Annotated in this window: 15 protein-coding genes, 1 tRNA gene and 1 pseudogene; 7 read left to right on the plus strand and 10 right to left on the minus strand. The window is 30.9% G+C overall.

The features are described from left to right. Positions 1 to 17 precede the first annotated feature (17 nt). The 3 genes from GGR32_RS10450 (at position 18) to GGR32_RS10460 (ending at position 2,701) form a co-directional block, all read left to right on the plus strand. A complete protein-coding gene (locus GGR32_RS10450) occupies positions 18 to 824 on the plus strand; it encodes a sulfite exporter TauE/SafE family protein (protein WP_183478149.1) in 807 nt (268 codons plus the stop codon). Between the two features lie 79 nt (positions 825 to 903). Then, on the plus strand, positions 904 to 2,322 hold the full coding sequence (locus GGR32_RS10455) for an MBL fold metallo-hydrolase (protein WP_183478150.1): 1,419 nt from the start codon (positions 904 to 906) through the stop codon (positions 2,320 to 2,322). Positions 2,323 to 2,332: 10 nt separating this feature from the next. Then, entirely contained in the window at positions 2,333 to 2,701 is a 369-nt protein-coding gene (locus GGR32_RS10460; RefSeq protein WP_183478151.1) for a rhodanese-like domain-containing protein, read from the plus strand. A gap of 69 nt (positions 2,702 to 2,770) precedes the next feature. Here GGR32_RS10460 and GGR32_RS10465 read toward each other — a convergent pair whose 3' ends face one another. Then, a complete protein-coding gene (locus GGR32_RS10465; protein WP_183478152.1) occupies positions 2,771 to 3,427 on the minus strand; it encodes a hypothetical protein in 657 nt (218 codons plus the stop codon). 123 nt (positions 3,428 to 3,550) lie between these two features. Beyond that, positions 3,551 to 3,790 (minus strand): annotated as a pseudogene (locus GGR32_RS12140) (IS982 family transposase); the annotation flags it as partial. Positions 3,791 to 3,959: 169 nt separating this feature from the next. On the opposite strand from GGR32_RS12140, the gene GGR32_RS10470 reads away from it, so the two are divergent. Both GGR32_RS10470 and GGR32_RS10475 read left to right on the plus strand, forming a co-directional pair. Then, positions 3,960 to 4,640 (plus strand): DUF2461 domain-containing protein, encoded by a 681-nt coding sequence (locus GGR32_RS10470; RefSeq protein WP_183478153.1) that lies wholly within the window; start codon positions 3,960 to 3,962, stop codon positions 4,638 to 4,640. A gap of 3 nt (positions 4,641 to 4,643) precedes the next feature. Further along, complete coding sequence (locus GGR32_RS10475) at positions 4,644 to 5,429, plus strand: tRNA pseudouridine synthase A (RefSeq protein WP_183478154.1); 786 nt, start codon at positions 4,644 to 4,646, stop codon at positions 5,427 to 5,429. 7 nt (positions 5,430 to 5,436) lie between these two features. Here GGR32_RS10475 and GGR32_RS10480 read toward each other — a convergent pair whose 3' ends face one another. After that, positions 5,437 to 5,832 carry a glyoxalase gene (locus tag GGR32_RS10480; protein WP_183478155.1) on the minus strand — a complete coding sequence of 132 codons (396 nt, stop codon included), beginning with the start codon at positions 5,830 to 5,832 and terminating at the stop codon, positions 5,437 to 5,439. 162 nt (positions 5,833 to 5,994) lie between these two features. Between GGR32_RS10480 and GGR32_RS10485 the strand changes: the two genes are divergently transcribed. Together GGR32_RS10485 and GGR32_RS10490 are read left to right on the plus strand one after the other, a co-directional pair. Further along, on the plus strand, positions 5,995 to 7,356 hold the full coding sequence (locus tag GGR32_RS10485) for an NAD-dependent succinate-semialdehyde dehydrogenase (protein WP_183478156.1): 1,362 nt from the start codon (positions 5,995 to 5,997) through the stop codon (positions 7,354 to 7,356). 85 nt (positions 7,357 to 7,441) lie between these two features. Further along, positions 7,442 to 7,515: transfer RNA gene (locus GGR32_RS10490), tRNA-Arg, on the plus strand. 131 nt (positions 7,516 to 7,646) lie between these two features. Here GGR32_RS10490 and GGR32_RS10495 read toward each other — a convergent pair. From GGR32_RS10495 to GGR32_RS10525, 7 genes are all read right to left on the minus strand, one after another. Further along, entirely contained in the window at positions 7,647 to 8,207 is a 561-nt protein-coding gene (locus GGR32_RS10495) for a hypothetical protein (protein ID WP_183478157.1), read from the minus strand. Positions 8,208 to 8,292: 85 nt separating this feature from the next. Then, a complete protein-coding gene (locus GGR32_RS10500) occupies positions 8,293 to 8,856 on the minus strand; it encodes a hypothetical protein (protein ID WP_183478158.1) in 564 nt (187 codons plus the stop codon). A 1-nt stretch (position 8,857) separates the two neighbouring features. After that, positions 8,858 to 9,763, minus strand: a complete 906-nt coding sequence (locus GGR32_RS10505) for a helix-turn-helix transcriptional regulator (RefSeq protein ID WP_183478159.1) — start codon at positions 9,761 to 9,763, stop codon at positions 8,858 to 8,860. A gap of 1 nt (position 9,764) precedes the next feature. Beyond that, entirely contained in the window at positions 9,765 to 10,496 is a 732-nt protein-coding gene (locus GGR32_RS10510; RefSeq protein ID WP_183478160.1) for a hypothetical protein, read from the minus strand. Next, a complete protein-coding gene (locus GGR32_RS10515; RefSeq protein ID WP_183478161.1) occupies positions 10,493 to 11,056 on the minus strand; it encodes a YqiA/YcfP family alpha/beta fold hydrolase in 564 nt (187 codons plus the stop codon). Before GGR32_RS10515 ends, GGR32_RS10510 begins: the two co-directional genes overlap by 4 nt. After that, positions 11,043 to 11,516 (minus strand): 5' nucleotidase, NT5C type, encoded by a 474-nt coding sequence (locus tag GGR32_RS10520; protein WP_183478162.1) that lies wholly within the window; start codon positions 11,514 to 11,516, stop codon positions 11,043 to 11,045. Before GGR32_RS10520 ends, GGR32_RS10515 begins: the two co-directional genes overlap by 14 nt. Positions 11,517 to 11,576: 60 nt before the next feature. After that, entirely contained in the window at positions 11,577 to 13,370 is a 1,794-nt protein-coding gene (locus GGR32_RS10525; RefSeq protein ID WP_246415196.1) for a DUF2779 domain-containing protein, read from the minus strand. Positions 13,371 to 13,464: the final 94 nt, after the last annotated feature.

Raw genomic sequence — 13,464 nt, forward strand, 5'->3', positions numbered from 1 at the left:
ATTAAAAAAGAATTACTATGCCTACAGATATTATAGGATACATTGCAGCAGTTTTAGTAGGAGCATCACTAGGATTAATAGGTAGTGGCGGTTCTATATTAACGGTACCCATATTAGTATATTTAATGGCTGTAGAGCCTGTGTTAGCAACAGCATATTCTTTATTTATTGTAGGAGCAACTTCGCTTGTGGGAGGTATCCAAAATGCTTTTCAGAAAAAAGTTGATTTTAAAACAGTAGTAATTTTTGGTATCCCATCTATTATTGCAGTTTATTTAACCAGGGCTTATATTGTTCCTATTATACCAGATACCATAGCGACTATAGGAAGTTTTACCCTAACCAAGCCTATTGCTCTAATGGTACTGTTTGCAATAGTTATGATTGCTGCTTCTATTTCTATGATAAAACCTAAAAAGAAAGGAGCAGAAGAGGACGAAACAACCACAACAATAAAATACAACTACGGGATGATTCTTGTAGAAGGTTTATTGGTAGGCACCTTAACAGGTCTAGTAGGAGCAGGAGGTGGTTTTTTAATTATTCCAGCATTAGTAATTTTTGCTAGAATGCCAATGAAACTGGCGGTAGGAACATCGTTATTTATTATAGCTGCCAAATCTTTGTTAGGCTTTTTGGGCGATTTGCAAGCTAATGAACTTATAGACTGGACGTTATTATTAAGTTTTACAGGTTTGTCAATTATTGGTATATTTATAGGAATTTTCTTATCTAAAAAAATAGCAGGAAACAAACTGAAAAAAGCTTTTGGTTGGTTTGTATTTTTAATGGGAATTTATATTCTTATAAAAGAGTTAATATAACTTATATTTGTAACTAAGGTTACTGTACATAGATTAGAAACAACGTAAATTTACAGTAAATAATAAAAAAAGAACAATTATGATAGTAGAACAAATTTACACCGGATGTTTAGCGCAAGGAGCGTATTATATAGAAAGTAACGGAGAAGCAGTAGTAATTGACCCGTTAAGAGAAGTACAACCTTATATTGATAAAGCAGAAAAAAACAACGCTAAAATAAAATATGTTTTAGAAACACATTTTCATGCAGATTTTGTTAGTGGGCACTTAGACTTAGCCAAAAAAACAGGTGCTAAAATTGTTTTTGGTCCTAATGCAAAACCAGATTTTGATGCCCATTTGGCAAAAGATAATGAACAACTGAAAGTTGGAAACCTAACCATTACCGTTATTCATACCCCAGGACATACTATGGAGAGTACTTGCTACCTTCTAAGTGACGAGAATGGTAAAAACATAGGCATATTTACAGGAGATACCTTATTTATAGGAGATGTAGGGAGACCCGATTTAGCTCAAAAAGTAGCTTCAGATTTAACACAAGAAAAATTAGCAGGTTACCTGTATGATTCCTTACACAATAAAATTCTTCCGTTAGAAGACGATATTATCGTTTACCCAGCACATGGAGCAGGTTCGGCATGCGGAAAAAACATGAGTAAAGAAACTACAGATACCTTAGGAAACCAAAGGAAAACAAATTACGCTTTACAAGATATCTCTAAAGAAGAGTTTGTAAAACAAGTAACCGATGGTTTAGCACCACCACCAAGCTATTTTCCTGAAAATGTGATGATGAATATAAAAGGTTACGAAAGTATAGATAACGTTTTAAACCAAGGTTTACAAGCATTAAGTCCTGCAGGTTTTGAAGCCGCAGCAAACGAGACCAACGCTCTTATTTTAGATACCCGAGCACCACAAACATTTGCAAAAGGATTTATTCCTAATGCTATTAATATAGGAATAGATGGCGGATTTGCTCCATGGGTAGGAACCTTAATTTTAGACATCAAGCAACCCATATTAATTGTTGCAGATCCTGGTAGAGAAGAAGAAGTAGTAACACGTTTAGCAAGAGTAGGCTACGATAATTCTATAGGTTACTTAAAAGGAGGTTTTGATGCATGGAAAGCTGATAATAGAGAAACCGATAGTATAACTTCTGTTACCGTAGATGAGGTTGCTGCTAAATTAGAAAATAATCCAGACACATTAATTTTAGATGTTCGAAAAAAATCAGAATATCTTTCTGAACGCATAAAAGTAGCCGAAAACCTACCACTAGATTTTATTAACGAGAATTTTACAGCAATCGATAAAAATAAAACATACTACGTGCATTGTGCAGGAGGCTATCGTTCAATGATTTTTACAAGTATATTAAAAGCTAGGGGGTATGATAACCTTATCGATGTACAAGGAGGATTTAAAGCAATAAAAGAAAGTAATAAATTTGACTTAACCGATTATGTTTGCCCAACTACCTTATTATAATTTATAAAAAATGAAATTTTTAGCACATATAGGCATTTTTCTATTAGCACTTGTTGGTTGCCAGAAATCTGGCGATAAAACAATTAGCAACATTGGTGTAGATGAATTGCGTGAAAAATTAAATAAAGATATACAACTAGTAGATGTACGTACTACTGCCGAATATAAAGACGGCTATATAGGAAAAGCTGTAAATATCGATGTTTTGAAAAAGTCATTTGAAGGCGAAATTCAAAAGTTTGATAAAAATAAACCTATATATATTTACTGCCGTAGCGGGAAGCGTAGTGCAAATGCAGCCCGAAAAATGAAGGCTTTAGGTTTTACAAAAATTTATGACCTCTCAGGCGGTTATATTGCTTGGGAAAAGAAAAAATAAATTTTTAAAATTTATTACAAATAAAAAAATTGCCGTGAGATATCACGGCAATTTTTTGTAAAAGACATTTTAAAGCTTTTTGTCGTCTAACATAAGTTTTGTGGTTTCCCAAACATATTCATAAGGAAACTCACCAAAATAACTTCTAAAATGTCCATTCTTATCAACAACAACAAAACTCATACATGGGTAATGCTCTTTAAAAAATAGTCTTTCTATCATGCCATCAGGATCTTTATAGAAGGATATACTCTCGTAATCCTCCAAGCCATCGTTATCCTTATATATATAAATGGGTTTTATTTGTGCGATTTCTTCCAAACCTTTTTCTAACTTATTATACGAGCGTTCTTTGCTTTTTCGAGTTGCAGTTCCACTCATATTACAAGGGTCTTTTCCAGGATAATAAATTATTACTATAGGCTTAGTATCATCCAATTTTTGGTTTGTTCTTGTTTCGATTAAATTTTTAAATAGAGGTAGGTTAGTAATGTCCCCTTCTTCTTGTCTACCCAAAATAAGTTTTTTATGAAAGCGTAAACCTTCTTTGATATAGGCAGAACTTAACAAGTGATTTGCAGAAAGCTCTTCATAGAATTTAGTTTTGCTTATCTCTATGTTATTTTCATTAAAATACTTTATATCATCTGTAATAAATGCTTTTTGGGGAGTAGAACAAGAAAATATAAAAAAAACCAAAAGAACTAAAGTAAATATCTTTTTCATAAAAAATGTTTTAGTTAACTGGTTAAAGATATATAATTTACAGTAGAAAATAAAGATATACCGTTGTGCATTAGTAATATTGATTTTTAGATTATTGATATTCCTATTGAAATCAAACCTGTTTTATATAAAAATGCCCATCAGAACAGTAATTTTAGATAAGATTCGGTTTTTGAATCCATCAAAATATTTAGCATAATTCCTTCAAATCATAAATTACTCACAAAGTTGATAAAACAATGTTTCAATACGTTTTCTGGATTTCTTGAAAGTATAGGGTTTTTCCTTATAGTTAGGCTTATTTTTTCTTATAGGAGCTTTTAGTCTAATGTTATGATTTTCAAATAGATTTAATTGATATTTGTGCATGTAAATTATGGTGTAAGAAAACTATAATCCGCTGTTTTTTTTAGTGGCTTGTATTGTTTTATTTATAAATACACAAGGAGTAATAATATGCTTGCTAGACTAGTTTAATATTATATTTCTGAGTTTATTTTATGCCAAGAAATTTTAAAATGTATATTTGAATATGGAAAAAATTAACCCCGCTATATTTTCATTCCTAAACCAATTACACGCAAATAATCAACGCGAATGGTTTGAGGACAATAAACCACATTTTAAGAAATTACAAGCTGAATTTAAAGGTTTTATATCTGCGTTAGAAACTCTTTTACAAGCACATGATAAAATAGAAAAAAGTAACGTTTTTAGAATATATCGAGATGTGCGTTTTTCTAAAGATAAAACACCTTACAAAACCAATTTCGGAGCAAGTTTTACAAGGCAAAAACCAGCATTAAGAGGTGGTTATTATTTGCATATAGAGCCAAACCACAAATCTTTCTTGGGTGTAGGCTTCTGGCAACCCAATAAAGAAGATTTATTAAGGTTTAGAAAAGAAATTGCCATAGATGCCGAAGAGTTTAAAGCCATTATGCATCAAGAAAATATACAGAAACATTGGGGAATCCTGCAAGGCGAACAATTAAAAACAGCACCTAAAGGATTCGATAAAAATCATCCAGCTATTAAGATTTTAAATTATAAGCAGTGGATTTTTATAAAACAGTTTACCGATAAAGAAGTCGTAGCGCCTAATTTTATGTCATTAGTCAATGAACATTTTATGGCAATTAGACCTTTTTTTGATTATATGAGTACAGTTTTAACTACCGATTTAAACGGAGTTTCTCTATTAGACGAATAAAATATGTTTAGGAAACGATATTACTACCTTATAGCGCTTCAATACCTAGGTTTTAGGTTCCACGGATGGCAAAAACAACCCGATGTAATTACCGTAGAGCGTATGCTAGAACGTACCATTGCATTTGTATTGCAGCATAAAAATTTTAAGCTTTTGGCCAGTGGGCGTACCGATGCTAAGGTCTCTGTAAATCAAACTTACGTAGAACTTTTTATAGATAATGAGCCTTTAGATTTACCTGCTTTTTTGGAGCTCCTCAATGAAAATTTACCTGCCGATATTAGAGCACTTTCTATAAAAAAAACCACAAAAGAGTTTAATATTATTAACAATGCTAAACAAAAAGAATACTGTTATTTTTTTGCTTACGGAGAGAAATTTCATCCCTTTTGTGCGCCATTTATGGTGTTTGTAAAAGAAATGTTAGACATAAACGCCATGAAAGAAGGCGCCAAGCTTTTTGAAGGCGAACACGATTTTTGGTCCTATACCTTTAGGCCCAACCCAGAAACCCAAACCAAAGGCTGCATAACACTTTGTGAAATTACCGAAAATACACGCTATACGGCTAATTTTTTCCCAGAAAAAAGCTACATGCTAACCGTAAAAGGAAAAGGCTTTAAACGACATCAAATAAGGTTAATGATGGGAACATTGTTTGACTTAGGAAAAGGGAAAATAGATTTAGAATTTATCAAAAAAACACTTAACCCAGAAAACCGTATTACCTTAGCGCATATTGCACAGCCTTCAGGATTGTTGTTAAATAGCGTAACGATGGAAGAATAATACGCATTTACGATTTCTCGAATACTTGGATATGTTGTTGTATTTGTCCCTTAACCAAATGCATCATCCGCTTATTTATAGCAGAAGAATCTTCGGTATAGGTTAAGTATTCTTCAAGACTAAACATCCCTATAATCATTCCTTTTAAGCTATTTCTAAGCTTCATGTCCCGTTGTATTGCATTTTCTATATACACAAGGCGTTTTTCGGCAGTGAGTTCAAAAAACATGTTTTTATGCTTCTTAAAATAATTTTTAAAAACGGCTATAAGTAATTCTCGCTGTAAAACAATAATAGGACGTAAGCAAGAGTTCTGAAAAATTTCTTGTTTAGAAGTGTTTTTATAGGTTACTTTATCGATTTCAGGCCTTAATTTAACCAGCAACTCATCCCGATTTTTCATAAGATTACTTTTATAAGAAATGTTAGTTAATAATAAGTATTTTTTTAGGATTAGACTAGGAGTTTACACATTATTTAAATGTAGTTAATATGTTAAATCTAGCTTAATTAAAAGTAATATTAGAAATTAATAGTGTATATTTATTGGTTAAACCTATAAAATATGCTAAAATCTATAAACCCATATACGCAAGAAACTATCCTTACATTTGAAGAAGAAACAACTAACGATGTAGAAAAAAAAATAAAAAAAGCTCATAAAGCTTATTTAGATTGGCGTTTTATGAGTTTTGAACGCAGAAAAAACCTTATTTTAGAATGTGCCGAAGTTTTAAAGAAAAATAAAAATCTATACGCAAAAGCAATAACTTTAGAAATGGGGAAACCAATTTCTCAAGCAATAGCAGAAATAGACAAATGTATTTTGTTATGTAACTTTTATGCAGAACAAGCAGCAGATTTTTTAGCTCCTAAAGAAATAGAAACCGAAGCTTACAGCTCATTTATACGCTATGAGCCGTTAGGAGTTGTTTTAGGCGTAATGCCTTGGAATTATCCATTTTGGCAAGTATTTAGGTTGGCCATTCCTGCAATTTTAGCGGGCAATACAGTACTCTTAAAACATGCGAGTAGCGTAATGCAATCGGCAGAAAATATAGCAGACTCTTTTACAGAAGCAGGCTTTCCAGAAGGCGTATTTCAAAACCTAATTATAAATAATGATAAGGTAGAAGCTATTATTCGTAACCCTAATGTAAAAGCGGTAAGTTTAACCGGAAGTAAGCCCGCAGGAAGCGCAGTGGCCTCGGTAGCAGCTCAAGAAATTAAAAAATCAGTTTTAGAGTTGGGAGGAAGCAATGCTTTAGTTGTATTTGAAGATGCCGAAATAGATAAAGCAGTAGATATTTGTATCCAAGCTCGATTTCAAAATACAGGACAAAGTTGTATTGCAGGAAAACGACTCTTGTTGCACGAACGTATTTATGATATTTTTTTAGAGAAATTACTTACGAAGGTTTATGAACTTAAAGTAGGTGACCCTTTAGATGAAGAAACCTATATTAGTGTTATGGCAAAAGAAGAGCTGGCAGAAGAACTAGAAAATCAGTTAAAAAAAGGAGTAGAAGAGGGAGCAAAAGTAATTTTAGGAGGAAAACGAAAAGCAGCTTTTTTTGAGCCTACCATTGTTATTAACGTAACTCCAGAAAACACCTTGTTTACAGAAGAAACTTTTGGTCCGCTATTAGCCGTAACTTCCTTTAAAACCGATATGGAAGCTATAGATTTAGTGAATTCCTCAGAATATGGTTTAGGGGTTTCTATTTTTACACAAGATGCCGAACGCGCAAAAGCAATGATTCCTCAATTTGAAGATGCTGCTGTTTTTATTAATGCAATGGTAAAAAGTGATCCGCGATTACCTTTTGGAGGGACAAAAGCGTCTGGTTACGGACGTGAGCTTTCTGCCCAAGGTATACGGGAATTTGTTAACATTAAAACAGTCTATGTAAATCAGTATGAGTAAATTAAATATTTAGGCGAAAAAAAGTACTTAAATCTTTATGAAAAAAGAAAAGTATTAATATATTTGCACCGCTTAAATGTGGAATGGTCGCGTAGCTCAGTTGGATAGAGCATCTGCCTTCTAAGCAGACGGTCACAGGTTCGAATCCTGTCGCGATCACTAAAAGCCTTCTTAATCTTTTGATTTTGAAGGCTTTTTTGTGTTTTAGGGGGAAGAATAGGGGGTAATAAATGTTTTGTACTACCAAACTTCATTATTATAAAATAAAAAAATTAAAGGGGCAGTTTGTTTTAAATAAATACAATTTCCCGATGTCTAATTAAATAATCGTCTTTTACTTTTTCAAAGTTTTTGTTTTGATAAGAAGTATTGATAAGTAATGGTTTTTCAGTAAATACAGAGTTTAAGAGTGTAAAGGTTACGTTGTCTATATCAAAACCACTAGAATCAAATTTATAAGTGCCGATGCATCCAGTAACTAGCTCTTTTAGGTAAATTCCTTTATCAAAAAAACTAATAGGAGTATTTAAATTTTCAACATTATATAAAGGGAAAAGAGTAGTAGAGTTTAGGAGTTCGTTAAACGGAATTTTCGCTATTTTTTTTCTTTCAAACCAAATTTCAATTTTCCAAGGCGAGAGAGGAAGTAGCCCTCCAAATGAATCTACTATAAGATCATCTATCGATTGTACATCCGAATGTAATTTATAAAAAAAGTATGCGTCTAATAAAGCTTCTTTTAGAGGAAGCTTCATTTTAGCAGCAATTAATTTATAGATCTCTATTGAAGCTTTACTAGATTCTAAATAATGTACAAAACACCCTTCTCCAAATAATTTTAAAGTAATCATCTATTGAATTACATATATTTTTAACTGGGTAAATTATAATGAAGCTATGTCGAAGTGTGTCGTAGTAAAAAAAGAAATAAATATTTTAATGTTTGCATAAAATAGGAAAACCGTTTTTGGCTCTCCAAGCATTTTCTATGGCGGTTCTACCAATGTTATCAAGAATTAAATTTCTAATAACGCTTTTATCTATTTCAGGGATATTTAGATTGTCAATCATTTCTGTAGTGAAATAACGAACTGTTATAGTGTGATTTTGTAGAATAGGGTAGGCGTTAATTCCTAAAGCACCAGTACCATCATTTTGTAAGTAAAAATGATTTCGTAACCTACTTACTATTTTTTTGGCGTGCCCGTTATAAAAGTATGTTTTATTGATTAACTCTTCATGGAAAATCTTTTTATTATTACCTGCTGTTTTATAGAATAAAGATCCTTTATTTTTCTGGTTTTCAGGATGTAGTTTTGATAAGTTAACAAGGTCTAAGTCAGTTTTTATCCAATACCAGCCTTCTACATTTTTTAAATTCCTTTTAGCCTTATTTATCAACCAATTTCGAGTGAATATTTCATCGGTGTAAATGTCTTTTTCAATAATAATTTCATTTACGTTATCATATATTGTTTTTGCAATTTTTGAAAGATTCATATTAGTTATAATTGTTAAGGGTTTTGGTTAAAACTTGTTTCATTTCATCTCTTAATGCTATAGGTTTTAAAACTTCTACTTGGTCAATAAGCATTAAAAGGCGTTGTTTAAGTTCGTAGTTTATTTTTATCCAAAGTCTAATGGTTAACTCTTTATCATTATCAATGAGGATTTCTTGTGAGTGATGTAACGGTAGAGTTTTAATGTATTTACCTTGAAAAGGAGTAAATTTTAACACAACTTCTTGAATGTTTTCTTCAGGATAGATAACTCCAATTATTGAAGAAAATAAACTTTGAGGATGAAGTTCTTGATTTCTAACAAACACTTCAGTTGTTAGTGTTAGGTTAGATATTCTATCAATACCAAATGTTCTAAAGTTAGTGTTGTCTTTTTCTTGTAAACCAATAACATACCAACGATTGAGGTATTCTTTGAGTAGGTACGGATAGAGCTTTCTTTCCTTGTAGTTACCTTGATCGAAGTTATAGTGAGTAAACGTAACTACTTTTTGTTCTTTTATTGCTTGAAGTAATATTTTTAGATTGCTAATTCCTTTTAGGATACCATCATTATCAAAAGAGATGTATTCAAGTGTTTTTTTACTGTCTTTAATACTTTCAGTAATTAATTCAGCAGTATTGGCAATTTCTAAGAAACGTAAAAAAGAATTGAACTGAATACTATTTTCTTTGTCAATAAAATATCCTTTTTTTTCTTGGTCATAAATTATTTCAATACCAAACTCATCTCTAATTTGTTCTATATTACGTTGCAACGTTCTTTTAGATATTTCAAATCCATGATCAAACAAATAGGTTTCAATTTCTTTAAGAGTAGGGTATAAGCCTCTATTAATTCTTTCAATAATTAACGTATAACGTTTTATCGTTCCTTGTCTAGACATTTTAATTGTAGATTTTTAAAAATTCTTCAGCTTTATTTTTTATAATATTTATAGTGTTAGAGGATTTATCTGTGTTTTTAAGTATCCAGTATTTGTTTTCATTCCATTTATGTTCACGTTTAAGACCAGTTCCTTTTTGAGTAATAAATCCCCAAAACCATAAATCATCCCATATCTCTATTTCTAAGTTACTATAGTTGTATTCTTTTAATAACTTGTTGATTTTTGAGAAATTCCATTTTATTGTTGAATCTAGTTTATTAAAAATAGAAATTATAACAGCATCAACAGGTAAATAAAATTCATCATTTTTACCTATAATTTCTGGAACATCATTCCATATTTTTAGTGAATGATGATAGTTACCATTATGAAAATGAAAAATTGTTTTTACAAATAGAGCAGCTGTTTTTTCTCCCCAGCCATTTTGTGATTTTAGCCCAGTAAAAAGGTTTTTGAAGTTAGCTTCATCTTTCCCTGAAATAAACTTAACAAAATTTTCAAAGGACTTTAGTGAGTCAGAATTATTATACATTCTAATATAGAATTCAGATAAGTAGTTAATTTTTGGTTGACTTTGAGTATTCGCGATTTCATATAAAAGCGATATTATTTTTTCTTCAACATTAGAACTATTGGATATGATAGGTAAATAGCCTAATTCTTGAAATTTTTTGTTATATTCTCTATTGCTATCTAAGAATTTATGAAGCTTTATTAATTTATCTATCATTGCTTTTTGTTTAAATGTTTTACTACTAAAGATATATCTTGAAATCGGTGATCTTGTTGTTCTTTGAAAATATTTAGCGGTTTTTGTAAAGATAATAAGTCGTTTGTAAATTCTTTATAATCTAAAACTTCGTCATTAGTTCCGATATAGAAATTAATTACAGCTAAGGGTACATTTTTAATCTCAGGTTGAACCTCTTTTAACCCTTCTATAAATTCTTTATTTACTTTAAATTTTTCAGATGTTTTAAAGTTTTCTAAAGTTTCACCTAGATGTTTTTTTAACGTGATATATGGCTTATACGATGGATTTATTAAATAGTAATCTTTCTGTTTGAAGAATTGCGAAAGTATTAGTCCGTAATATCCACCAAGAGAAGTTCCAATAATCGATTGTATGTTTTCTTTTTTAATTAAGTTTTCAAGCGTTAAAAGATCTTCTTTGACGTTGTTTTTTAACTGCGGACAAAATACTGTGTATCCTTCATTTTGAAGAGTTGTTACTTTTTTGCCTTTACCACTGTTAAATCCATGTATGTATAAAACATTATTCAAAGCCATCTTGAATGTTTTCTTTATTACATAAATAAGCAATTACATCTATCCAGTTTTTATGCTTGCTCTGTCCAAAATGGATATGCTCTCCTTTAAATTTATCAGCACCATTTGCAAGTCTATCATCTATTAAATAGTCTCCTGAATTTAAGTGTTTATTATGTGATAGAATAAGTCGTTTATATCCAACTTCAGGAAAATATTTTTGAATCCATAACAACTTATCACTCCAAGCAGAAGGATTTTCCCATGGGGCTGTTGAAAGAAAAAAGACGTCAAAATGTAGTGCTAAAAAGTTCACCGATTTAACAGCATCCAATTTTGGATTCATTAATGAAAAAATTCCAGGGATTTCATCTTCATTTCCTTGGTATTGTTCTAAAACTCCTTCCTCTATTTTAGGAAAAGCAGAAGGAAAGTCTACTACGACATTATCCATGTCTATAAAAATTATTTTTTTACTCATTCTTAAATGTTTTAGTAAAATATATTATGATGTAACGACAAAGCATGTCGTAGAGAAATGTTAATTTATAACTTCTATAAAATACTCGTAAATCATTACCATAGCCAAGGTGTCAAGTTCACAATATTTTAAAAGTCCTTTTTTAATTTCGTTACGTTCTTTAATGCTCATTTCTTGATACTGTAACTTAGCGTAGGCTACTAAAGCAGCACCACCGTTAGCAATTTCATCAAGTTCTGAAATAGTTTGCTCTAATTGCTCGTCTGTCCAATTATTAAAGAGAGGAGGAAGTATTTTATATGGATTGATTATTTGATTTTCTTCCATTTTTAAGAAGGTAAAATCATCTGGAAAATTTTTACTGGTTAGGTTAATGTCTTTAATAGGTTTACTGTACTTATTTTGTAAAAATGCACTAGAGTTTAAAGCAGCTGGTAAAACGCTTTTAATGGAGTTTGATCCTTTAGTATAAGGATCGTAGTAATAGTCTTTTACCACTTTCCATAAATCAATCATATCTCTTTCACCAGACCATGTAGATGAACTGTTTCCTGTGTTATGAGATATTGATTTAATAAATTCAAGTAATTCTTCTGTATCAGGTTCATTGCTATTTAAAAGTTGTTTGTAAATAGCATTAACTATAGTGTTTTCATGATTGTGGTATCTGAAAATACTTCCGTTATTACTTTCTAGAGATTTTTTTAAGGCTCTTATAAAATCAAAATTAGGAAACTCTCCAGGTGAGGTGTTTAGGTATTCTGAATAATGTTCTATACGACCATCTTCATACACTATGTGATGTGAAAATTGAAAGGCAGTTTGCTCGTAAGGAGTTCTTCCTTTTGTGAAAGGAATTGCCACAGCAGAAGTTTCGAAATCAATGAAGTTTAAAGGGTACACCCAAGAATTTATTTCATCTCTTAACCCTTCAATTTCTATGTATGGAGTAGTGTCATTATTGTTTTCTTTTTCTATTTGAATAAGTTGTCTTTCTGAAGTAGATATTTTTCCTGCTTCTAGCTTTAGACTCAAGTCATTTTCGGTAAGTTGATGCATAAAGAATTTTTCTTCTTCATTCATTAATTTTTTGCTACCTCTAAAATTATTTATTTCATAAGTCTTTGGACTATCTATTTTAGTTTCAGAAAGATTTAATTGATGTGTCCAGCACTCATGAAAGCCACTTTTTTGAGATGGAGTAGGAGTAGTATGAAATTCACACCCTTTACAATGATGTCCAATGGGAGTGAAAATTTTTATATCCATTTTATAATGATGTAAATAAAAATTTACTAGCTCTTCAAAAGACTTATCTAGATTTAGTGGATTATTTGTATGAATGTGTTCAATCTCTTGATTAATATCTATATAAGCTAGTATAGGCTCACCTAAATCATCAATTGTTAAACTATCAGGTTTAATAATTCCTGTTCTTAAATCTGAGTTTTGAGTAATTCTAAAAAGTTGGTTTAATCCATTAACGGAAGCTACTGCATCTTTATTTGCTAGGTTTAGTTCACATGATATTTTCCAGTCAGGATAGCAAAGTTGCATAACATATTTTTGAAATGCTACGTCGTATAAATAAGATGTCCAACCTCCCATTCCTCCATTTTTATTAAGAAAAGAGTTGTGACTAGTAGCGTTTATAGATTTAGCTTTTACTTCGATTAATCGAATGTTGTTTCCTTGTTTGTGTAAAATATCTACCCTAATAAATAGATCGTTTATTAAAAATGCAGCTTCAAAAATGGTAATATTTTCTTGTAGAAGTAACTCTTGAGTTTTATCTGCTAAACTTTGATAGTTCCAATCTTCACCTAAAATAGCAATTCCATCAGGAAAATACATTCTAGCTAGCTCTTCTACTTGAAATCCACCTTGCGCCAAACTTTCTAAGAAAGGATCACTGTCTTGAGTGTTTTCATATTCACTTTTTTTTGTG

The organism is Mesonia hippocampi, from assembly GCF_014197445.1.
GTDB classification, from domain to species: domain Bacteria; phylum Bacteroidota; class Bacteroidia; order Flavobacteriales; family Flavobacteriaceae; genus Mesonia; species Mesonia hippocampi.